This window comes from Streptomyces sp. NPDC056161 (genome assembly GCF_042268025.1).
Lineage (GTDB): Bacteria > Actinomycetota > Actinomycetes > Streptomycetales > Streptomycetaceae > Streptomyces.
The window spans coordinates 56,523-77,468 of record NZ_JBHJUV010000026.1 but is presented as its reverse complement, the minus strand read 5'-3'; the positions used below and the strand labels follow the sequence as shown (position 1 = coordinate 77,468).

Here is a 20,946-nt window from a genome sequence, read left to right as displayed (position 1 = left end):
GGGCGAGTCGTTGGCGGGATGGGCGGCTGAGGACGTTCCCGCCGTCTAATGCGCGAGGAGAATGGCCATGGGGAGCAGTCTAACGGTGCGGTGCAAGCGTTTTATCGGGGTCCGGGCGGCCTGGGTCCGGTTGTTCCCGGTCAGGGGCTTGCGGGGCAGGGCGTTCCAGGGCAGGGCGTTCCGGGGCCGGACGGTCCAGGTCCGAGGCGCCGGGGTGCGGACGTCCGGAGTCCGAGTGGCCGGGGTGCGGGGGTTCCCGGTCGATGCCCGGCACCTTGTTGCCGAGGGGGGCGCGGTGCGGTGCGACGGGACCCAGGTCGTCGACGGCGACCAGTTGGTCGGTCCAGGCGCCCCGCGCGCAGGGCTGGGCGACGAGCAGGTTCGCACCGTACTGCGCGGCCCGGTCGGGCCGGAACGCGCAGCCCTCGCGCGCGGGCAGGATCCAGCGCAGGTCCCCGTCGGCGGTGCGGTACGCGGTGATGCGGTCCGGGGTGACCACGGCGAGCATGCCGTGGGACAGCGGGCGCAGGACGCCAGCCGCGCCGTGTGCGGTGAGCCAGCCGGTCGCCGCGGGCAGGGCGCGGTGCCAGCGCACGGAGCGGCCGTCGGTGTCGGTGACGAGTCCGTCGTCCCAGACGGCGATCGTGTGCCCGCGCGCGGGGAGCACGCCGAGCGGACGGCGGCCGTCGCGCGCGTAGCGCCAGCGCCGCTCGCCGCTCGTCGGGTCGTACGCCTCCACGGCAGCGCCGCGGGCCCGGACCTCCGTGGCGCTGCCGTGCGCGTGGCGGCCGTACGCGGTGAGGTGGTCCCCGTAGGGGGCGGCGGGGCGCAGGTGGTGGGCCGCGAGGAGCAGGGCCGCGAGGGCGGGGGCCACGAGGGCGACGACGGGCGCCCGGCCCGGCCAGCGGCGCGGGCGGCCTCCCGTGGCGGCGGGTCGCCGGGCGCCGGGGTTCGCCCGCAGTGGCCCGCGCCGCGGTAGGACGACCACCGATTCCCGCCCCCCTCCGGTATCCGCGGCTCCGGCATCCGCGGCTCCGGTACCCGCGTCCTCGGCGCCCGCGGCCCACTGAACAGGCGCAGAGCGTAATCAGGGACCGGCGCGGCATCGGGAGGCGGTGGTGCGACACGGCGGGCGGGCGGCGGGCGTCCCCCGTTCGGCCCTTCGCCCGGCGCGCCGTGCCGGGCGAAGGACACGCAGGACCCCTCGACCGGACGGCCGCTGATCACGGGCCTGACGAGCGCCGGCATCCGCGACGGGCCCGACGCGGCGGCGGCCGTGGGCGTCGACCGGATCCAGGGGCGGTACCAGGGGCGGGTGACGCCGGAGACGTGGACGCACGGGTCGGCGCAGCAGCGGCAGTCGTGGTTCCACGAGGGACACCGGACCGGGGAAATTGGGGCGGTGCGACACGTTCCGGTGAAGCCGGGGCCGGTTGTCGCCGGGCGATGTCAGTGCCGGGTGCAAGACTGGGCGGCAGGTCGGATCTCCGGGGAATGCCGGGCCCGTCGACCGGTGGCCGACCTGTTTCGGTGCGGCATGTTCACAGGGGAGTGATCGGTATGACAGGCACGGGCGGAGGGCGTCCGAGCATCTATCCGACGCTGCTGTACGCGGACGCGAAGGCGGCGATCAAACAGCTCACGGAAGCCTTCGGATTCACCGAACTGTCGGTGTACGAGGGCGAGGACGGCTCGGTGACCCACGCCGAGCTGGTGCAGGGCAACGGCGCGGTGATGCTGGGCTCCAAGGGCCGCGGCGGTGTCTTCGACACCTTGATGCGGGACGCGGGCCCGGCCGGGGTGTACATCGTGGTGGACGACGTCGACGGGCACCACCAGCGCGCCGTGGACCACGGCGCGGAGATCCTGGTGCCCCCGACGGACCAGGAGTACGGCTCGCGGGACTACACGGCCCGGGACGCCGAGGGCAACATCTGGAGCTTTGGGACATACGCCCCCGAGATAGGGATCTGACCCGCTCCCGCGGGGCCTAACCGCCGGTGTGCACCTGGAAGGCGGCCCGGCGCACCGCCTTGGCCAGGGCCGGGTCGGGGTGCGCGGCGGCGAGCGCGACCAGGACCTGCACGGTGCGCGGATGCCCCACCGCGCGCACCTCGTCCAGCAGTTGCGGGACGGTGGGCTGCACCGCGGACTCCAGGTGGCGTACGAGCATCGGCGCCTCGCCGTGGTCGGCGACGGCGGCGGCGGTGTCGACCCACAGCCAGGTGGCCTCCTCCCGGGTGAGGACCTCGTGGGCGTCCTCCGGGTCGGTGCCGTCGTGCTCGGCGAGCCACAGCAGGGCGTAGGGCCGCAGCGCCGACTCCTCGACGACGCCGCGCACGTCGGGCTCGGCGGGGGCGCCGACCACTCGCAGCGCCTCGAAGGCGAGGCCGCGCAGCAGGGCGTCGTCGCCGCGGGCGGCCACGATCAGCTCGGTGACGGCACTGCCGACGGGGCGGGCGGCGAGCCAGGCCCGGTACTCGGCGCGGGCGGCGTTGGGGCGGAGCTGGGCGCAGCCGCGGAGCATGTCCTCGGCCGCCTGCTCGATGTTCCCGGCCGGGCTCTGCGCGGCCACGCAGATCTGCTCCAGCTTGACCCACACCGCCCAGCTGCCGAGCGGGGTGAGAGTCGCCTGGCCGTCGCCGTAGGTGAGGGCGCCGACGGAGGCCAGGGCGTTCAGGGCCCAGTCGAGGAGCGGGGCGAGGACGGTGTCCTCGGCGGGCGCGGGCGCCACGGCGGTGGGCGCGTCGGCCGTCGGGAGCACGGCACCGGAGGTGGCGAGAGCCACCGGATCGGCCGCGTACGGGACTTCGCAGCGTTCGGTGCGCAGCTCGGTGACCCGCTGCTGGAGCAGGTCGAGAAGCTGCTCGACCGGGACCGGGCCGGCGGACAGCTGGAGGAAGGAGAGCACCTGGGGCATGGCCGAGACCACGTCCGCGACGGTCGCGTGCCGGTGCTCGGCCGGTTCCGGACGGGTCAGCGACCAGGCGTCGAAGAGGGCGACCCAGCCGCGCAGCACGGCGCTGTCGTCGCGGTCCCAGGCGCGCAGCCGCCAGCCGGGACGGGCGCTGGCGCCGTGCACCTCGACGAGGCCGGCGAGGCGGGCGGTGTCCCAGTCGGCGCGGACCTGGTCCGCCGTCAGGTGCAGATCGTCAGCCGCGCGTGCGGCGGTCGCGTCGGGGAGGGTGGCCATGCCGTCCTCGGCCGCGTCGGCGCGGCCGGGGCCGAGGGCGGCGTCGGCCCAGTGGGCGACGCGGGCCGCGCCCGCCAGGCGGAAGCGTGCCATTCTGGCCAGCTCCGAGGGGGCGGGGGTGCCCTCCGGCGGCCGGGGTGCGGGGCGGCTCGGGCGCCGCTGGTTCACAGCTCTGGGGGCGGCGGCCAGGGGTCGCGGTCGGACGAGTCGAAGCCTGGAGTCGCGCGGGATACGGGACGTCACGGGTGCAGTCTTCCGGTTGACGGTCCGAAAACCCAAACGGAATGTCACGGCGGGCGATGACAGTGGCCAACGCACGGGTACCGGCGGGGGCGGGTGGGCCAGGATCAAGCCAGTGGTACAGCCTGAAACGGAACGAATCACATGAGGGGGGTCAGGAACCGGCGCAGTTGCTCCTCGTACTCCTGCGGGTCGGCGTTCCACATGGCCGCGTGCGGGGCGTCCGGCACGGTGTGCAGGGCGACCCGGTCCGGGCGGCGGGCGGCCAGCCACCGGGAGTACGTCCACGGGGCCACGGTGTCGCCCGGACCGTGGATGAGCAGAGTCGGCACGTCGAGCCGGGCGGGGTCGGCCGTGCCGGCGAGGCCGTCGGGGTGCAGCCCGGTGCGGCCCTGTGCGGCGCGCACGGCGAGCGGCAGCACGGCGCCCGGAGTGTGCCGGGCCGTTGCCAGGGCGCGCACCGTGGCCCGCCAGTCGAGTACCGGCGAATCCAGGACCAGCCCGGCGACCCGGTCCCGCAGGGCGGAACGGGCGGCGACGCGCAGGGCCATGGTGGCGCCGGTGGACCAGCCGAGCAGGACGACGCGGCGGGCGCCGTACCGGACGGCGTAGCGGAGCGCCGCGTCCAGGTCGCGCCACTCGCTCTCGCCGAAGTGGTTCAGGCCGTCGGGCCGGCGGGGCGCGCCGAGGTCGCCGCGGTAGGCGAGGGCCAGCACCGGCAGGCGTCTGCGGTGCAGGAAGCCCACGACGTTCAGGGCCTGTTCGCGGGTGGTGCCCAGACCGTGCACGGCGATGGTCCAGGTGTCCCGGTGGCCGGGTACGAACCAGGCGGGCAGCGGGCCGAGTTCGCCGGGCACGTCGACGTCCGTGTGGGCGAGGTCGAGGGCGGAGGCCGGGTTGCCGACGAACACGTTCGGAGTGAGCCAGACCCTGTCGCCGGGCCGTACGGTGCCGTGCGTGACGCCTTCGAGACGGCGTACGACGGTGTCGGCGGTGTGGCGGGCGGAGGTCAGGACGGGTCCGACGACGGCGTGCGAGCCGTCGCCGGAGAGGCCGTAGCTGCCGGGGCGCAGGGAGGCCAGGTCGCGGGTGAGGGTGATCCGGCCCTCGGCGACGTCGTGCACGGTGAGCCGGGGTTCGGTGGGCAGCGGCCGGCCGGAGGGCGCCTTGAGCGCGGCGTCGCTGGCCATCCGCCCGGCGGCCACGCCGGCCGCACCCGCGGCCAGGGCGGCGGTGACGGCGGCGGCCGTCGCTGTGACAGTGCGCACGGTTCCAGTGTCCCGGCGGACCATGCGCTCGGCCAGCGGGAGCGGACGGGGCGGGGCCGGATGGGGTGGGGTGCGGGTGCGGTGTGGTGCGGTGCGGTGTGGTGCGGGGTGGGCTCGGGAAGCCGGGTGGGAGCGGACCGGGCGGGGCCCAGGGCCGGGGGCAGGAGGAATCGCGGGCAGGCGGAGTCGAGGGCAGGCGGAGTCGGGTGGGGCGAGGCCCGGGGGCAGTGGGAGCGGATACGGCGTGGCTCGGGGGCAAGCGGAGTCGGGTGGGGCGAGGCCCGGGGGCAGTGGGAGCAGATACGGCGTGGCTCGGGGGCAAGCGGAGTCGGGTGGGGCGAGGCCCGGGGGCAGTGGGAGCAGATACGGCGTGGCTCGGGGGCAGGCGGAGTCGGGTGGGGCGAGGCCCGGGGGCAGTGGGAGCGGATACGGCGTGGCTCGGGGGCAGGCAGAACCGAGGCCCGGTGGGGGCCTGCGGGGAGAGGCAGGCGGGCCCGCGCGTGGGCCGGCAGGGAGAGGTCCGGGGCGGGCGGAAGCGAAGGGGGCGTGGAAGGGGACGAGGGATGGGCCGACAGGGTGAGGTGGTGGCCGGGGGCGGCCCGGACGGTGCGGCGGGCGGGGCAGCCGGCCGGCCGGTCAGGGGCGCTGGCCGTAGCCGCGCAGGCGGTCCGCCGCCTGGGCCAGTTGGGCCGGGGTGAGGAGGGTGGGGGTATGGCCGGGCACCGAGGACGCGGTCAGCCACAGGCGGCACATCCACTCCAGTTGGGCGGTGCGGTCGTACGCCTGGTCGAGGGTGGTGCCGTGGGTGATCGCGCCGTGGTTGCGCAGGAGGCAGCCCGAGCGGCCGTCGAGGGCGCGGAGCATGTTCCCGGCCAGTTCTTCGGTGCCGTAGGTGGCGTACGGGGCGACCCGGACCGGGCCGCCCAGCGCGGCCGACATGTAGTGGATCGCGGGCAGTTCGCCGACGAGCGTCGAGACGGCCGTGGCGTACAGGGCGTGGGTGTGGACGACGGCCCGCGCGTCGGTGGCGCGGTAGACGGCGAGGTGCATGGGGAGTTCGCTGGTGGGCGCCAGCGTGCCGAGCACCTGTCGGCCGTCCAGGTCCACGCCGGTCACGTCGTCCGGGGTGAGCCGGTCGTACGGCACGCCCGACGGAGTGACGAGTACGAGGTCGCCGACGCGTACCGAGACGTTCCCGGAGGTGCCGACGACCAGTCCGTCGGACACGGTGCGGCGGGCCGCGGCGACCAGCGCCGTCCAGGCGCGGGCCGCCTCGGCGCCCGCGCCTCCATGTGGTCCGTGCTCCCGACACCGTTCAGCCATGTCGCGATCCTGCCGGGTGCGCAGGATCCCTTCAACGGATCGCCGCAACCCCCCTCCCATGCGACACTCCCAGTACCACCTCAGTTCACCTTTCGTTCATCCAGGTTTCCTACCTTCAACCAGCCAATGACTTCGAACGAATGCCTGGGTAAATGGAAGGCTTCTCGCTGATCCTCGCGATCGTGGTGATCACCGCGCTCGCGTTCGATTTCACGAACGGTTTCCACGACACCGCCAACGCGATGGCCACGACCATCTCGACCGGCGCACTCAAACCCAGAGTGGCGGTGGCCATGTCCGCCACCCTCAACCTGGTCGGCGCCTTCCTCTCCGTCGAGGTCGCCAACACGATCTCCAAGGGTCTCGTCGACGAGAGCGGCATCCGCCCCGAGGTCATCTTCGCCGCCCTGGTGGGCGCGATCCTCTGGAACCTGCTGACCTGGCTGGTGGGTCTGCCCTCAAGCTCCTCGCACGCGCTGATGGGCGGTCTGATCGGCGCCGCCGTCGCGTCCGCCGGCACGGGCGCCGTCCACGGCGACGTGCTCGTCACCAAGGTCCTCGTCCCGGCACTCGCCGCGCCCCTCGTCGCCGGGGTGGCGGCGCTGCTAGCCACCCGGCTGTCGTACTCGCTCGACGGCGCCGCGGAGGGCAAGGCCGCCGAGAAGGGCTACCGGGCCGGCCAGATCGCCTCCGCGGGTCTGGTCTCCCTGGCCCACGGCACCAACGACGCCCAGAAGACCATGGGCGTCATCACCCTGGCGCTGATCGCCGGCGGTGCGATCGCCCCCGGCTCGAACCCGCCCACCTGGGTCGTCCTCTCCGCGGGTCTCGCCATCGCGCTCGGCACCTACCTCGGCGGCTGGCGCATCATCCGCACGATGGGCAAGGGACTGACCGACCTCCGGCCGCGGCAGGGCTTCGCCGCCCAGACCAGCGCGGCGACCGCCATCCTGGCCTCCTCGCACCTCGGCTTCTCGCTCTCCACCACGCATGTCGTCTCCGGTTCCGTGATGGGCGCGGGGCTGGGCCGCAAGGGCGGGGTGGTGCGCTGGTCGACGGCCGGCCGGATGTGCGTCGCCTGGGCGCTGACGCTGCCGGCCGCCGCGCTCGTCGGTGCGCTCGCGGAAGTCGTCACGGAACTGGGTGACTGGGGCACCGCGGGTGTGGCCGTCTGCCTGGTCGGCTCCGCCGTGGGGATCTGGCGGGTCTCGCGGCGTGAGGTCGTGGACCACAGCAACGTCAATGAGGTGAACGGCACCCGGGAGTCGGCCGTTCCGGTTGGGCCGGCCGTTCCGGTTGGGCCCGCCGCTGTGGTCGAGTCGGTCGGTGTGGTGTCCGCCACCATCGGCGCCGGTTCCGCGGGTTCCGGCGGTTCCGCCGGTTCGCCCTCGGGGGCGGGCGGGCCGGCCGCTGCGGTCGCCTCGGCCGCGCCCGTCGCCGCCGATCCGGCCGGGCCGCCGCCGAGTGCCGCCGTCTGAGACGCGAGGAAGAAGCATCACCATGGACACCATGCACATCGACTGGGCGGCTCTCGGTTCCGTCTTCGGCGTCAGCCTCGGGGTCACCGTGGCGCTCGTGGGGCTGTTCACCCTCGGGGTGGCCGGATTGTCGCGCCGTGAACGGGCCGTTGCGCGGGGAGGTTCCGCGGGGGTGGCGTTGGCTGGGGCGTACGCCTGCTTTGTGGCGTGCGCCGCGGCTGTGGGGTATGGGATCTTTTTGATCGCGGGGTGAGTGGTTCGGGGCGTGGGGGTTTTGCGCAGTTCCCCGCGCCCCTACCGGGGTTCGCGTCGTTGCTCGGCCGCGCGTGCGTGGTCGTTTTTGCGCAGTTCCCCGCGCCCCTACCGGGGATCGCGTCGTTGCTCAGCCGCGCGTGCGTGGTCGTTTTTGCGCAGTTCCCCGCGCCCCTACCGGGGATCGCGTCGTTGCTCGGCCGCGCGTGCGTCGTCGGTTTTGCGCAGTTCCCCGCGCCCCTATCGGGGATCGCGTCATCAGTCCGCCGCGCGTGCGTCGTGGGTTTTGCGTGGTTCCCCGCGTGCCCATCCGGGGGAGTCGTCTCGGTATGAGGCTGGGCACACTCTTCCCTTGCAGGTCAGCGGCTGGTTGACGGTTCTTCGGGGGGCGTGGTGGACTTCCGGAGCCATGTACGGCGGCAGGAGAGGAAGCCGGTGCGAATCCGGCGCGGTCCCGCCACTGTCACCGGGGAAGGACTTCCCCGGGAGCCAGGAACTCTCGCCGCCGGTCTCGTCGAACCAGGGCGTGGACACCCTGAGTGAGGACATATCGCCATGCTCGGCTGCGGATTGAGATACAGCACCAGGTCGCTTCCCGACCCGACGGCCGGCTGAACCGGTGCGTGCCGATCGCGTCTTCGCGTACGGCGCCGCTCTCGGCCTCCTCGGCGATCTGCTCGTGGGCGATCCGCGCCACGGACATCCGGTCGCCGGGTTCGGGCGTGCCGCCGGCGCGGCGGAGCGGGTGCTGTGGCGGGACCACCGGGGGTGGGGAGCCCTGTACACCGCCGTGTGCGTCGGCGGTGCCGCGGGCCTCGGAGCGCTGGCCCGGCGGGCCGTGCGTGCCTCCCCCGCCGGTTCCGTGGCGCTGACCGGGGCCGTCACCTGGGCGGTGGTGGGCGGGACTTCGCTCGCCCGGGAGGCCCAGGCCGTCCGGCGGGCCCTCGACGCGGGGGACGTCACCGCGGCGCGGGCCCGGCTGCCGCATCTGTGCGGACGGGATCCGCAGGCCCTCGACGCCCAGGGGATCGCGCGGGCCGTCGTGGAGTCGGTGGCCGAGAACACGTCCGACGCGGTCGTCGGGGCGCTGGTGTGGGGGGCATTGGGCGGGGTGCCCGGGTTCGTCGCCTTCCGTGCGGTGAACACCCTCGACGCGATGGTCGGGCACCGGTCGCCGCGGCACCGGCGGTTCGGGTGGGCCGCCGCGCGGCTCGACGACGTCGCCGGCTGGCCGGGGGCACGGCTCACCGCGGTGCTCGCCGCCGTCTCGGGCCCGGACGCACGGGGTGCGGTGCGGGCCTGGCGGGCCGACGCCCACCGGCATCCGAGCCCCAACGCCGGCCCCGTGGAGGCTTCCTTCGCCGGGGCGCTGGACGTGCGGCTGGGCGGGACGCTGTCGTACGGGGGACGGGTCGAGCACCGGCCCGTGCTCAACGGCGGCGGGCGGGAGGTCGCCGCCGCGGACATCGACCGTGCGGTACGGCTGTCCCGCCGGGTCGGGCTGCTCGCGCTCGGCGTCACGACCGCAGCGCGGCTGGCCGTGCGGGGGCGCACGTCATGAGCGGTGGTGGGCTGCTCGTCGCCGGTACCACCTCCGACGCGGGCAAGAGCGTGGTCACGGCGGGGATCTGCCGGTGGCTGGTGCGGCAGGGCGTCGCGGTCGCGCCGTTCAAGGCGCAGAACATGTCCCTGAACTCGTTCGTCACCCGCGAGGGCGCCGAGATCGGGCGGGCCCAGGCGATGCAGGCCCAGGCGTGCCGGATCGAACCGACCGCGCTGATGAACCCGGTCCTGCTCAAACCGGGCGGGGAGCAGAGCAGTCAGGTCGTGCTCATGGGCAGGCCGGTGGGCGAGATGAGCGCGCGCGGGTACCACGGCGGACGCCAGGAGCGGCTGCTGGGAACCGTGCTCGACTGCCTCGCCACGCTGCGGGACACGTACGACGTGGTGATCTGCGAGGGCGCGGGCAGCCCGGCGGAGATCAACCTGCGGCGGACCGACATCGTGAACATGGGCCTCGCCCGCAAGGCGCGGCTGCCCGTGCTGGTGGTCGGCGACATCGACCGCGGGGGTGTCTTCGCGTCGTTCTTCGGGACCGTGGCGCTGCTGTCCCGCGCGGACCAGGAGCTGGTCGCCGGATTCCTCGTCAACAAGTTCCGCGGGGACGTCGGCCTGCTGGAGCCGGGGCTCGACATGCTGCGCGGCCTGACCGGGCGGCCCGCCTACGGCGTCCTGCCGTTCCGGCCCGGCCTCGGCATCGACGAGGAGGACGGGGTGGCCGTCTCCCTGCGGGGCGCGGTACGGGAGTCGGCGCCGGCCGCACCGGTCGGCGAGGACGTGCTGCGCGTCGCGGTCTGCGCGGTGCCGCTCATGTCCAACTTCACCGACGTGGACGCGCTGGCCGCCGAACCGGGCGTCGTCGTACGGTTCGTGGACCGGCCGCAGGAGCTGGCCGACGCCGATCTCGTCGTCGTACCCGGGACCCGGGGCACCGTCCGGGCGCTGGCCTGGCTGCGGGAGCGCGGGCTCGCCGAGGCGCTTGGCGACCGGGCCCGCGAAGGCCGGCCCGTCCTCGGCGTCTGCGGCGGCTTCCAACTGCTCGGCGAGCACATCGAGGACGCGGTCGAGTCGCGGGCCGGGCAGGTGAGCGGGCTGGGCGTGCTGCCGGTCCGGGTGCGGTTCGCCCGGGAGAAGACCCTCGCCCGGCCCGTCGGCGAGGCGTTCGGTGAGCGGGTCGAGGGCTACGAGATCCATCACGGCGTCGCCGACGTCACCGGGGGCGAGCCCTTCCTGGACGGCTGCCGGGTCGGCGCGGTCTGGGGCACGCACTGGCACGGCTCGCTGGAGTCGGACGGCTTCCGGCGGGCGTTCCTGCGCGAGGTGGCCGCCGCCGCGGGGCGCCGCTTCGTACCGGCGCCCGACACCTCGTTCGCCGCGCTGCGCGAGGAGCAGCTCGACCGGCTCGGCGACCTGATCGAACAGCACGCGGACACGGACGCGCTGTGGCGGCTCATCGAGTCGGGCGCGCCGCCAGGACTGCCCTTCATTCCACCGGGAGCGCCCGCATGAGCACAGTGTTGTTGTTGTCGACCGCCGACACCGATCTGCTGGCGGCACGTGCCTGCGGCGCGTCCTATCTGATCGGCAACCCGACGCGGATCGATGTCGCCGAGGAACTGCCGGCGCTGCTGCGGCGGGCCGACCTCGCCGTCGTACGGCTGCTGGGCGGCAAACGGGCCTGGGAGGACGGGCTGGCCGCGCTGCGGGCGTCGGGGGTCCCGACCGTGCTGCTGGGCGGCGAGAGCGTGCCCGACGCCGAGTTGATGGCCGAGTCGTCCGTGCCGTCCGGTGTGGTCGCCGAGGCGCTGCGCTACCTGGTGGAGGGCGGGCCCGACAACCTCGCCCAGCTCGCCCGGTTCCTGTCCGACACCGTGCTGCTGACCGGTGAGGGCTTCGACGGGCCGCGGACGATGCCGGAGTACGGCGTGCACGGCGAGCGGGCCGCCGTCGAGGGCCGCCCGACCGTCGGCGTGATCTTCTACCGGGCGCACGAACTGAGCGGCAACACCGCCTTCGTGGACACCCTGTGCGACGCGATCGAGGCGCGCGGCGCCAACGCGCTGCCCGTGTACTGCGGTTCGCTGCGCGACGCCGACGCGGGTCTGTACGAGATCCTCGGCCGGGCCGACGCGCTGGTGGCGACCGTCCTCGCCGCGGGCGGCACGCACGCCTCGCAGGCGTCGGCGGGCGGCGAGGAGGAAGCCTGGGACGTCGGGGCGCTCGCCGGTCTTGACGTGCCCGTGCTGCAAGGGCTGTGCCTCACCTCGTCGCGGGACGCCTGGGACGGGTCCGACGCGGCGCTGTCCCCCATGGACGCGGCGATGCAGGTCGCCATCCCGGAGTTCGACGGGCGGCTGATCACCGTGCCGTTCTCCTTCAAGGAGCAGGGCCCGGACGACGTGCCGGTGTACGTCGCCGACCCCGAGCGGGCCGACCGCGTCGCCGGCATCGCCGTACGGCACGCGCGGCTGGGGTACAAGCCCCACGCCGACAAGAAGATCGCGCTCGTCTTCACCGCCTATCCGACCAAGCACTCCCGGGTCGGCAACGCGGTCGGCCTGGACACGCCCGCGTCGGCGGTGCGGGTGCTGGACGCCCTGCGCGCGGCCGGCTACTCGCTCACCGAGTACCCCGCGGGCGGCGACGAGCTGATCCATCGGCTGATCGAGGCCGGCGGCCACGACGTCGAATGGCTCACCGAGGAGCAACTGGCCGCCGCGCCCGCGCGGGTGCCGCTCGCCGACTACCGGGCGTGGTTCGACACCCTCGACCCGGAGCTGCGCCGCGCCATGCTGGAGGCGTGGGGCGAGCCGCCGGGCGGTCTGTACGTGGACGGCGACGACATCGTGCTGGCCGCGCTCCGGTTCGGGAACGTCGTCGTGCTGATCCAGCCGCCGCGGGGCTTCGGCGAGAACCCGATCGCGATCTACCACGACCCCGACATGCCGCCGTCCCACCACTACCTGGCGGCCTACCGCTGGCTGGAGAACAGCTTCGGCGCCGACGCGATCGTGCACATGGGCAAGCACGGCACGCTGGAGTGGCTGCCGGGCAAGGGCCTCGGCCTGAGTGCCGGCTGCGCCCCGGACGCCGTCCTCGGCGACCTGCCGCTGGTCTACCCGTTCATCGTCAACGACCCCGGCGAGGGCACCCAGGCCAAGCGGCGCGGGCACGCCACCGTCGTCGACCATCTGGTGCCGCCGATGGCCCGCGCCGACACCTACGGCGACTTGGCCAAGCTGGAGCAACTGCTCGACGAGTACGCGCTGGTGTCCGACCTGGACCCGGCGAAGGCGCCCGCCGTCCGGGCCCAGATCTGGACGCTGGTCAAGGCGGCCGAGCTGCACCACGACCTGCACGTGGCCGAGCAGCCCGAGGACGCCGACTTCGACGAGTTCGTCCTGCACGTCGACGGCTACCTGTGCGAGATCAAGGACGTGCAGATCCGTGACGGCCTGCACGTGCTGGGCGGCGGCCCGGTGGGCGGGCCGCGCGTCAACCTGGTCCTCGCCGTGCTGCGCGCCGCCCAGGTGTGGGGCGGCCGGGCGAACGCGCTGCCCGGCCTGCGGGCCTCGCTCGCCGCTCACTTCGGGCTCAGCGAGAAGGAGCTGCTGGCCGAGCCGGGCGCGCCGCTGAAGGTGCCGGCCGAGCTGACCGACCTGGTCGAGGGGCCGGCCCGGACGGCTTCCGACGCCGTCGATCTGCTGGAGCAGCTGTGCCGGCGGCTCGCCGAGGGCATGGAGGCCCGCGACTGGGCCACGGCCGCGTGCGCGCCGCTGGTCCGGGAGGTGCTGGGCACCGGCCTCGCGGACGCGGTCGCCGTGCTCGAATTCGCCTGCGCCGAGGTCGTACCGCGGCTGGAGCGGACGACCGACGAGATCGGGCACATCCTGCACGCGCTGGACGGCGGGTACGTCCCGGCGGGCCCGTCGGGCTCGCCGACCCGGGGTCTGGTCAACGTCCTGCCGACCGGCCGCAACTTCTACTCCGTCGACCCCAAGGCCATTCCGTCCCGGCTGAGCTGGGAGGTCGGGCAGGCGCTCGCCGACTCGCTGGTGCAGCGGTATCTGGCTGACACCGGCGGCTACCCGAAGTCGGTCGGTCTGACAGTCTGGGGCACGTCCGCGATGCGCACCCAGGGCGACGACATCGCGGAGATCCTGGCGCTGCTGGGCTGCCGCCCGGTGTGGGACGACGCGTCGCGGCGGGTGACCGGCTTCGAGGTGGTCCCGCCGGCCGAGCTGGGCCGGCCGCGCATCGACGTCACGGTCCGGATCTCCGGTTTCTTCCGGGACGCGTTCCCGCACGTCGTCGGGTTGATCGACGACGCGGTACGGGCGGTGGCCGAGCTGGACGAGCCCGCCGAGGCCAACTACGTCCGGGCGCACGCCGACGAGGACACCGCCGAGCACGGGGACCGGCGGCGCGCGACGGCCCGTGTCTTCGGTTCCAAGCCGGGCGCGTACGGGGCCGGGCTGCTGCCGCTGATCGACGCCCGCAACTGGCGCAGCGACGCGGACCTGGCCGAGGTGTACGCGGTGTGGGGCGGTTACGCCTACGGGCGCGGTCTTGACGGGCGGGCGGCGCGCGGGGACATGGAGACGGCGTTCCGGCGGATCGCGGTGGCGGCGAAGAACGTGGACACCCGCGAACACGACCTCGTCGACGCCGACGACTACTTCCAGTACCACGGCGGCATGGTGGCGATGGTGCGGCATCTGACGGGCACCGGTCCCGAGGCGTACGTGGGCGATTCGGCCGTGCCGGACCAGGTGCGGACCCGGACCCTCGGCGAGGAGACGCACCGGGTCTTCCGGGCCCGGGTCGTCAACCCGCGCTGGATGGCGGCCATGCGGCGGCACGGCTACAAGGGCGCCTTCGAGATGGCGGCGACCGTGGACTACCTGTTCGGGTACGACGCCACGGCGGGCGTGGTCGACGACTGGATGTACGAGAAGCTCAGCGCGGAGTACGTCTTCGACGCCGAGAACCGGGACTTCATGAAGAAGTCCAACCCGTGGGCGCTGCGGGGCATCACCGAACGCCTGCTGGAGGCGGCGGACCGCGGGCTGTGGGCCGAGCCGGACGCTCGGACGCTGGACCGGCTGCGGGCCACCTACCTGGAGCTGGAGGGCGACTTGGAGGGCGACTTGGAGGGCGACGAGAAGTGACTACCCCCTTTCCGTTCACGGCCGTCGTCGGCCAGGACGATCTGCGGCTGGCGCTGCTGCTGAACGCGGTGTCCCCGGCGGTCGGCGGTGTGCTGGTGCGCGGCGAGAAGGGCACCGCCAAGTCCACGGCCGTGCGGGCGCTGTCGGCGTTGCTGCCGCGGGTCGACGTGGTCTCCGGGTGCCGCTTCTCCTGCGACCCGGGCTCCCCCGACCCCGCGTGCCCGGACGGGCCGCACGCGCCGGGGGCGTCCGGGTCCCGCCCGGCCCGCATGGTGGAGCTGCCCGTCGGCGCCTCCGAGGACCGGCTGGTCGGCGCGCTCGACATCGAGCGGGCGCTCACGGAGGGCGTGAAGGCGTTCGAACCCGGCCTGCTGGCCGACGCGCACCGCGGCATCCTCTACGTCGACGAGGTCAACCTGCTCCACGACCACCTGGTCGACCTGCTGCTGGACGCGGCGGCGATGGGCGCCTCGTACGTCGAGCGCGAGGGCGTCTCCGTCCGGCATGCGGCGCGCTTCCTGCTCGTCGGGACGATGAATCCCGAGGAAGGCGAACTGCGGCCCCAGTTGCTCGACCGTTTCGGGCTGACCGTCGAGGTGACCGCCTCGCGGGAGCCCGGACAGCGGGTGGAGGTCGTGCGGCGGCGGCTCGCGTACGACGACGACCCGGCGTCCTTCGCCGCGCGGTGGGCCGACGAGGAGGCCGCGGTGCGCCGCCGCGTCGTCGCGGCCCGGGAGCTGCTGCCGCGGGTGCGGCTGGGCGACGGGGCGTTGCGGCAGATCGCCGCGACCTGCGCGGCGTTCGAGGTGGACGGGATGCGCGCCGACATCGTGATGGCGCGCACGGCGACCGCGCTGGCCGCGTGGGCCGGGCGCACCGACGTGCTCGCCGAGGACGTGCGACAGGCCGCGCTGCTCGCGCTGCCGCACCGGCGCCGGCGCAACCCGTTCGACGCGCCGGGGCTCGACGAGGACAAGCTGGACGAGACGCTGGGGCAGTTCGCCGGCGAGGGCGACGACGGTCCCGACGGGGACGGTCCCGACGATCCCGGCCCCGACGATCCCGGTCCCGACGATCCCGGTGGGGGCGGACCGGACGGCGGTCCCGGTGGGGGCGGCGGGCGGCCCGACGCCGGGCCGCAGGACGGTGACACCGGGGCGGGGCCCGAGGAACCGGGTGCGGCGCGGCCCGCGCCCGCCGGGGCCGGCGAGCGGCCGGACACGGCGGAGTCCGCGCCCTCCGGGGCCGGCGAGCAGTCCGCCGTGGGGGCCGGCGAGCCCTTCCGTACCAAGGTGCTGAGCGTGCCGGGCCTCGGCGAGGGCGCCGCCGGACGGCGGTCCCGGGCACGCACCGAGCAGGGGCGGACGACGGGGGCCAGGCGGCCCCACGGGGCGCTCACCAAGCTGCACCTGACGGCGACCGTGCGGGCCGCGGCGCCGCACCAGCGGGCCCGCGGGCGGTCCGGGCCGGGCCTCGTGGTGCGCGGGGACGATCTGCGGCAGGCGACGCGGGAGGGCCGCGAGGGGAACCTCGTGCTGTTCGTCGTGGACGCCTCCGGTTCGATGGCGGCCCGGCAGCGGATGGGCGCCGTGAAGGGTGCGGTGCTGTCGCTGCTGCTGGACGCCTACCAGCGGCGGGACAAGGTGGGTCTGGTGACCTTCCGGGGTGCCGCGGCGGACCTGGCGCTGCCGCCGACCTCGTCGGTGGACGCGGCGGCGGCGCGGCTTCGGTCGCTGCCGACGGGCGGCCGGACGCCGCTCGCGGCCGGGCTGCTCAAGGCGCACGAGGTGCTGCGGGTGGAACGGCTGCGGGATCCGGCACGGCGGGCGCTGCTCGTGGTGGTGACCGACGGGCGGGCCACGGGCGGCCCGGAGCCGGTGGCGCTGGCGGAGCGTGCCGCGCGGCTGTTCGCGGCGGAGCAGGTCGCCTGCGTGGTCGTGGACTGCGAGTCGGGGCCGGTGCGGCTGGGGCTGGCGGCGGGGCTCGCCGCCGGTCTCGGCGGTACGGCCGTCACGCTCGACGAACTGCGGGCGGACTCGATCGCCGGGCTGGTCAGGGATGTGCGCGAAACGTCGAGGAGGGCCGCCTGATGCCGCAGGGGAAACCGGAGGTCGTACCGGACGACGGGCTGACGACACGGCAGCGGCGCAACCGTCCGCTGGTCGTCGTGCACACGGGCGTCGGCAAGGGCAAGTCGACGGCCGCTTTCGGGCTGGCGCTGCGCGCCTGGAACCAGGGGTGGCCGATCGGGGTGTTCCAGTTCGTCAAGTCGGCCAAGTGGAAGGTGGGCGAGGAACGGGCGCTGCGGGTGCTCGGGGACTCCGGCGAGGGCGGGTCCGTCGTCTGGCACAAGATGGGCGAGGGCTGGTCCTGGGTGCAACGGGACCTCCGGGACGGCAGGACCGGCAACTTCAGCAACGAGGAGAAGGCCCGGGAGGGCTGGGAGCAGGTCAAGCGGGACCTGGCGGCCGAGACGTACCGGCTGTACGTGCTGGACGAGTTCGCGTACCCGCTGCACTGGGGCTGGGTGGACACCGACGAGGTCGTGGAGGTGCTGCGGGACCGGCCGGGCACCCAGCACGTGGTGATCACCGGTCGGAACGCGCCCGAGGGGCTGGTCGGGTTCGCCGACCTCGTGACCGACATGTCCAAGGTCAAACACCCCATGGACGTGGGGCAGAAGGGCCAGCGGGGCATCGAGTGGTGAGGTCCGTACCCCGGTTGGTGGTCGCCGCGCCCGCGTCCGGCAGCGGCAAGACCACGGTGGCCACCGGGCTGATGGCGGCGCTGGCCGGCCGGGGGCTCGCCGTCTCCCCGCACAAGGTCGGGCCGGACTACATCGACCCCGGTTACCACACGCTGGCCGCCGGGCGCACGGGCCGCAACCTCGACGCCTACCTGTGCGGCCCGGAGCTGATCGGCCCGCTGTTCGCGCACGGGGCGCGCGGCTGCGACGTCGCGGTCGTCGAGGGGGTCATGGGGCTGTACGACGGGGCCGCCGGGGAGGGCGAGTCGGCGTCCACCGCGCAGGTGGCGAAACTGCTCGGGGCGCCGGTCGTGCTGGTCGTGGACGCGTCCGCGCAGTCGCGGTCGGTGGCCGCGCTGGTGCACGGGTTCGCCACCTGGGATCCGGCGGTGCGGATCGGCGGGGTGATCCTGAACAAGGTGGCGTCCGACCGGCACGAGGCGTTGCTGCGGGAGGCGTTGGAGTCGGTCGGGGTGCCGGTGCTGGGGGTGCTGCGGCGGGAGGCGGCCGTGTCGACGCCGTCCAGGCATCTGGGGCTGGTGCCGGTGGCCGAGCGGGACGTTGCCGCGGTGGCGGCGGTGGCCGCGATGGGGGCGATGGTCGCCGGCGGGTGCGATCTGGAGGGGTTGCTGCGGCTGGCCCGGGGTGCGGGTCCGCTGCCCGCGGCGGCCTGGGACCCCGCCGAGGCGCTGGCGGCCTCCGCCGCCGAGCCGCCACCGGCCCCGGCAGCCGTGTTCCCGACCGGTCCCGGACGGCCGCGTCCCGCACGGCCGCGTCCCGGAGTGCCGCACGGGCCGGCCGGCCCGCGGATCGCCGTGGCCGGCGGCGCCGCCTTCACCTTCTCCTACGCCGAGCACACCGAACTCCTCACCGCCGCCGGCGCCGACGTCGTACCGTTCGACCCGCTGCGGGACGAGCGGCTGCCGGAGGGCACCCGCGGGCTGGTCGTCGGCGGCGGGTTCCCCGAGGTGTACGCCGAGGAGCTGTCCGCCAACGAGCCGTTGCGCGGGGCCGTCGCCGCGCTCGCCGCATCCGGTGCGCCGGTCGCCGCCGAGTGTGCGGGGCTGCTGTACCTGTGCCGGGACCTGGACGGGCTGCCGATGTGCGGGGTGCTCGACGCCGGCGCGCGGATGAGCGAGCGGCTCACCCTGGGCTACCGGGACGCCGTCGCCGTCGGCGACAGCGTGCTGGCCGGGGCGGGGACGCGGATGCGGGGGCACGAGTTCCACCGGACCGTCGTCGAGCCGGGGGCGGGGACGGCTCCGGCGTGGGGCGTGCGGGGCCCCGAGCGGCGCGTCGAGGGTTTCGTGCAGCACGGGGTGCACGCGAGTTATCTGCACACGCACTGGGCGTCCCGGCCCGGTGTGGCCCGTCGGTTCGTGGAGAGGTGCAAGGCTTCCTAATGTTGTTGTCAAGCCGCCTCGGTGGCCGGTGGTGCGACTTGGTAGCACCGTCGGTCACGGATCAGGGCCCAGATGACGTTCACGCGGCGTCGTGCGAGGGCGAGGACCGCTTGGACGTGCCGCTTGCCTTCAGCTCTCTTGCGGTCGTAGAACGCCCGGGAATTGGGGTCACAGCGGATGCTGATGAGCGCGGAGGTGTAGAGGACGCGCTGAAGTCTGCGGTGGTAGCGCTGTGGCCGGTGCAGGTTCCCGCTGGTCTTGCCGGAGTCGCGGGGTGCCGGCGCGACGCCGGCGAAAGCCGCCAGCCGGTCAGGGGTCGGGAACGAGGCCAGGTCACCGCCGACAGCAGCGAGGAACTCGGCGCCGAGCAAGGGCCCGATGCCGGGCACGCTTTCGATCACTTCGGCGAGTTCGTGCTGGCGAAACCGGCCCTCGATGAGCTTGTCGGTCTCGGCGATTTTCTCGTTGAGGGCGATCACCTCCTTCGCCAGAGTGTGGGCCATCGCGGCGATGTGCCTCTCGCCGACGACTGCGGTGTGCTGGCGCTCGGCGGCCTGTACGGCTGCGGCTGCCAGAGCTTCGGCGCTGCGGACTTTGCGGTTGCGCAGCCAGGTCTCCAGTCGTTTGAGGCCGATGCGGCGCAGGGCGGCCGGGGTCTGGTAGCCGGTCAGCAGGATCAGCGGCCCGGCGTTGGTGACGTCCAAGGCCCGTTCCAGGGACGGGAACATGCTGGTCATGGTGGCGCGCAGGCGGCTGACAGTGCGCGTGCGGTCGGTCACCAGGTCGACGCGGCGGGCGGTGAGCAGTTCCAGTTCCACGGTCGCCTCGTTGCCGGGGCGGATCGGCTGGAGGTCGCGGCGCATGCGGGCTTGGTCGGCGATGACCAGGGCGTCGCGGGCGTCGGTCTTGCCCTCGCCCCGGTAGGAGTCGCTGGCGCGGTTCACTGCCTTGCCGGGGATGTAGACCAGCTCTTGGCCGTGATTGACCAGCAGTGTGATCAGCAGGCCGGGCTCACCACCGGTCATGTCCAGCGCCCAGGTGGCCTGGCCCTCGCCGGCCAGGCCGAGGACATCGGTGAGGAGTTCAAGCAGCTCGGGCTCGTCGTTGGCGACCCGCCGCGACAGCAGTGTGTTCCCTTCGGCGTCCAGCACCAGGCAGTGGTGGTGGGTCTTGCCGCAGTCGGTCCCGGCCCATATCCGGCTCATCGTGCTCCCGTCGGTCGTACCTGCATGTCACACCACGGACGACCTCGCCGGCATTGCTCTACACAGCGACCTGTTCGCACTTCCCAATTGGCGGCCGAGTCGTCGTGGAGGGCCGGGCGGCCAAGCCTCCCAAGCCACGGTCGGCAGCGTCATGAAAGCCACACCCGGTCCTCCTGGGTGAGCCAACCCTACGAATGGCTCGCTCAGCCCAAGCAGGAAGGTAGAGCGTCATGAGCAGCAGGCTGATCGGTGTCGGGATGGGGCCGGGCGACCCCGAACTGGTGACCGTGAAGGGGGTGAACGCGCTGCGCGCCGCCGCCGTCGTCGTCGTACCGGTCATGGACACCGGGGAGCGGGGGCGGGCCGAGGCGACCGTGCTGCACCACGTGTCCGGGGAGAAGGTCGTCCCGGTGGTGTTCGCGCTCAACGAGCGCACGGACCGGGCGCGCCGGGAGGCTGCCTGGGACGCGGCCGGGGCGCGGGTCGCGGCGCTGCTGCGGGAGCGCGGCACGGTCGCCTTCGCGACGATCGGCGATCCGAACGTGTACTCCACTTTCACCTATCTCGCGCAGACGATCGCGGAACTGGTGCCGGGGGTGGTCGTGGAGACGGTGCCCGGCATCACCGCCATGCAGGATCTCGCGGCCCGGTCGGGTGCCGTGCTGACCGAGGGGACCGAACCGCTCACGCTGGTGCCGGTGACCGCCGGGGCGGCGGTGCTCAAGGAGGCGCTGGCCGGGCCCGGCACGGTCGTCGCGTACAAGTTCGGGCGGCAGGCCGCCGAGGTCGCCGCGGCGCTGCGGGAGAGCGGGCGGCTCGGGGACGCGGTGTGGGGTTCGGCGCTCGGTCTGCCGGAGGAGTCCGTGCGGCCCGCCGCCGATCTCGACGGGACACCGCTGCCGTACCTGTCCACACTCATCGCACCGGCACGGCGCGACGGCTCACGGGGCGGCAAGCTGTGACGGCCGTCCCGACGCGCTCGGCCCGGGACGCCGGTCGGCCGCGGGCCTCGGCCGGACCCGCCCGCGGACCGCGCATCCCGGCCGGACCGGGCCACCGGCCCGCCACCTCGGCCGGCGACACCCGCCGGCCGCGGGTCTTCGCCGA

General features: G+C 74.4%; 15 protein-coding genes, 1 pseudogene and 1 riboswitch. Of the genes and pseudogenes, 11 read left to right on the top strand and 5 right to left on the bottom strand.

All coding sequences use genetic code 11. The features are described from left to right. Positions 1-79: 79 nt before the first annotated feature. On the bottom strand, positions 80-988 hold the full coding sequence (locus ACFC09_RS24190) for a hypothetical protein (protein WP_376531815.1): 909 nt from the start codon (positions 986-988) through the stop codon (positions 80-82). A 195-nt stretch (positions 989-1,183) separates the two neighbouring features. Here ACFC09_RS24190 and ACFC09_RS24185 point away from each other — a divergent pair. Both ACFC09_RS24185 and ACFC09_RS24180 read left to right on the top strand, forming a co-directional pair. Next, a pseudogene (locus ACFC09_RS24185) lies at positions 1,184-1,421 on the top strand (neutral zinc metallopeptidase); the annotation flags it as partial. A gap of 139 nt (positions 1,422-1,560) precedes the next feature. Continuing rightward, positions 1,561-1,974, top strand: coding sequence for a VOC family protein (locus ACFC09_RS24180; RefSeq protein ID WP_376531813.1), 414 nt, complete (start codon positions 1,561-1,563; stop codon positions 1,972-1,974). Positions 1,975-1,990: 16 nt separating this feature from the next. On the opposite strand, the gene ACFC09_RS24175 is transcribed toward ACFC09_RS24180, so the two are convergent. The 3 genes from ACFC09_RS24175 to ACFC09_RS24165 all read right to left on the bottom strand — a co-directional run bounded on the left by ACFC09_RS24175 (position 1,991) and on the right by ACFC09_RS24165 (position 6,024). Further along, on the bottom strand, positions 1,991-3,286 hold the full coding sequence (locus ACFC09_RS24175; protein WP_376531811.1) for a hypothetical protein: 1,296 nt from the start codon (positions 3,284-3,286) through the stop codon (positions 1,991-1,993). Positions 3,287-3,573: 287 nt separating this feature from the next. Next, the gene (locus ACFC09_RS24170) at positions 3,574-4,701 is read right to left on the bottom strand and encodes an alpha/beta hydrolase (RefSeq protein ID WP_376531809.1); all 1,128 of its coding nucleotides are present in this window, start codon (positions 4,699-4,701) and stop codon (positions 3,574-3,576) included. 636 nt (positions 4,702-5,337) lie between these two features. Then, positions 5,338-6,024: a class II aldolase/adducin family protein gene (locus ACFC09_RS24165; RefSeq protein WP_376531807.1), complete on the bottom strand. Its 687-nt coding sequence runs from the start codon at positions 6,022-6,024 to the stop codon at positions 5,338-5,340. Between the two features lie 152 nt (positions 6,025-6,176). On the opposite strand from ACFC09_RS24165, the gene ACFC09_RS24160 reads away from it, so the two are divergent. From ACFC09_RS24160 to ACFC09_RS24125, 8 genes are all read left to right on the top strand, one after another. Then, positions 6,177-7,502, top strand: a complete 1,326-nt coding sequence (locus tag ACFC09_RS24160) for an anion permease (RefSeq protein ID WP_376531805.1) — start codon at positions 6,177-6,179, stop codon at positions 7,500-7,502. 31 nt (positions 7,503-7,533) lie between these two features. Next, positions 7,534-7,755 carry a hypothetical protein gene (locus ACFC09_RS24155; RefSeq protein WP_376531931.1) on the top strand — a complete coding sequence of 74 codons (222 nt, stop codon included), beginning with the start codon at positions 7,534-7,536 and terminating at the stop codon, positions 7,753-7,755. 376 nt (positions 7,756-8,131) lie between these two features. Continuing rightward, positions 8,132-8,276, top strand: a riboswitch (cobalamin riboswitch). Positions 8,277-8,373: 97 nt separating this feature from the next. Beyond that, positions 8,374-9,315 (top strand): cobalamin biosynthesis protein, encoded by a 942-nt coding sequence (locus ACFC09_RS24150; protein ID WP_376531803.1) that lies wholly within the window; start codon positions 8,374-8,376, stop codon positions 9,313-9,315. After that, positions 9,312-10,823 (top strand): cobyric acid synthase, encoded by a 1,512-nt coding sequence (locus ACFC09_RS24145; RefSeq protein WP_376531801.1) that lies wholly within the window; start codon positions 9,312-9,314, stop codon positions 10,821-10,823. The genes ACFC09_RS24150 and ACFC09_RS24145 overlap by 4 nt, the downstream gene beginning before the upstream one ends. Continuing rightward, complete coding sequence (cobN, locus tag ACFC09_RS24140) at positions 10,820-14,485, top strand: cobaltochelatase subunit CobN (RefSeq protein ID WP_376531799.1); 3,666 nt, start codon at positions 10,820-10,822, stop codon at positions 14,483-14,485. Before ACFC09_RS24145 ends, cobN begins: the two co-directional genes overlap by 4 nt. Then, positions 14,482-16,575: a putative cobaltochelatase gene (locus ACFC09_RS24135; protein WP_376531797.1), complete on the top strand. Its 2,094-nt coding sequence runs from the start codon at positions 14,482-14,484 to the stop codon at positions 16,573-16,575. The genes cobN and ACFC09_RS24135 overlap by 4 nt, the downstream gene beginning before the upstream one ends. After that, positions 16,575-17,192: a cob(I)yrinic acid a,c-diamide adenosyltransferase gene (cobO, locus tag ACFC09_RS24130; RefSeq protein WP_376531795.1), complete on the top strand. Its 618-nt coding sequence runs from the start codon at positions 16,575-16,577 to the stop codon at positions 17,190-17,192. The genes ACFC09_RS24135 and cobO overlap by 1 nt, the downstream gene beginning before the upstream one ends. After that, the gene (locus tag ACFC09_RS24125) at positions 17,186-18,634 is read left to right on the top strand and encodes a cobyrinate a,c-diamide synthase (protein WP_376531793.1); all 1,449 of its coding nucleotides are present in this window, start codon (positions 17,186-17,188) and stop codon (positions 18,632-18,634) included. The genes cobO and ACFC09_RS24125 overlap by 7 nt, the downstream gene beginning before the upstream one ends. A gap of 8 nt (positions 18,635-18,642) precedes the next feature. Here the strand turns inward: ACFC09_RS24125 and ACFC09_RS24120 are convergent, their stop codons facing one another. Next, positions 18,643-19,839 (bottom strand): IS110 family transposase, encoded by a 1,197-nt coding sequence (locus ACFC09_RS24120; protein WP_376531791.1) that lies wholly within the window; start codon positions 19,837-19,839, stop codon positions 18,643-18,645. Between the two features lie 230 nt (positions 19,840-20,069). Between ACFC09_RS24120 and cobI the strand changes: the two genes are divergently transcribed. Then, a complete protein-coding gene (cobI, locus tag ACFC09_RS24115) occupies positions 20,070-20,801 on the top strand; it encodes a precorrin-2 C(20)-methyltransferase (RefSeq protein ID WP_376531789.1) in 732 nt (243 codons plus the stop codon). Positions 20,802-20,946 lie beyond the last annotated feature (145 nt).

Excerpts from the sequence above, each read along its gene's own strand:
- ACFC09_RS24180 (WP_376531813.1), top strand. The coding sequence starts at position 1,561 with ATGACAGGCACGGGCGGAGGGCGTCCGAGCATCTATCCGACGCTGCTG.
- ACFC09_RS24175 (WP_376531811.1), bottom strand. The coding sequence starts at position 3,286 with ATGGCACGCTTCCGCCTGGCGGGCGCGGCCCGCGTCGCCCACTGGGCC.
- ACFC09_RS24165 (WP_376531807.1), bottom strand. The coding sequence starts at position 6,024 with ATGGCTGAACGGTGTCGGGAGCACGGACCACATGGAGGCGCGGGCGCC.
- ACFC09_RS24160 (WP_376531805.1), top strand. The coding sequence starts at position 6,177 with ATGGAAGGCTTCTCGCTGATCCTCGCGATCGTGGTGATCACCGCGCTC.
- ACFC09_RS24155 (WP_376531931.1), top strand. The coding sequence starts at position 7,534 with ATGCACATCGACTGGGCGGCTCTCGGTTCCGTCTTCGGCGTCAGCCTC.
- ACFC09_RS24145 (WP_376531801.1), top strand. The coding sequence starts at position 9,312 with ATGAGCGGTGGTGGGCTGCTCGTCGCCGGTACCACCTCCGACGCGGGC.
- cobN (WP_376531799.1), top strand. The coding sequence starts at position 10,820 with ATGAGCACAGTGTTGTTGTTGTCGACCGCCGACACCGATCTGCTGGCG.
- cobO (WP_376531795.1), top strand. The coding sequence starts at position 16,575 with ATGCCGCAGGGGAAACCGGAGGTCGTACCGGACGACGGGCTGACGACA.
- ACFC09_RS24120 (WP_376531791.1), bottom strand. The coding sequence starts at position 19,839 with ATGAGCCGGATATGGGCCGGGACCGACTGCGGCAAGACCCACCACCAC.
- cobI (WP_376531789.1), top strand. The coding sequence starts at position 20,070 with ATGAGCAGCAGGCTGATCGGTGTCGGGATGGGGCCGGGCGACCCCGAA.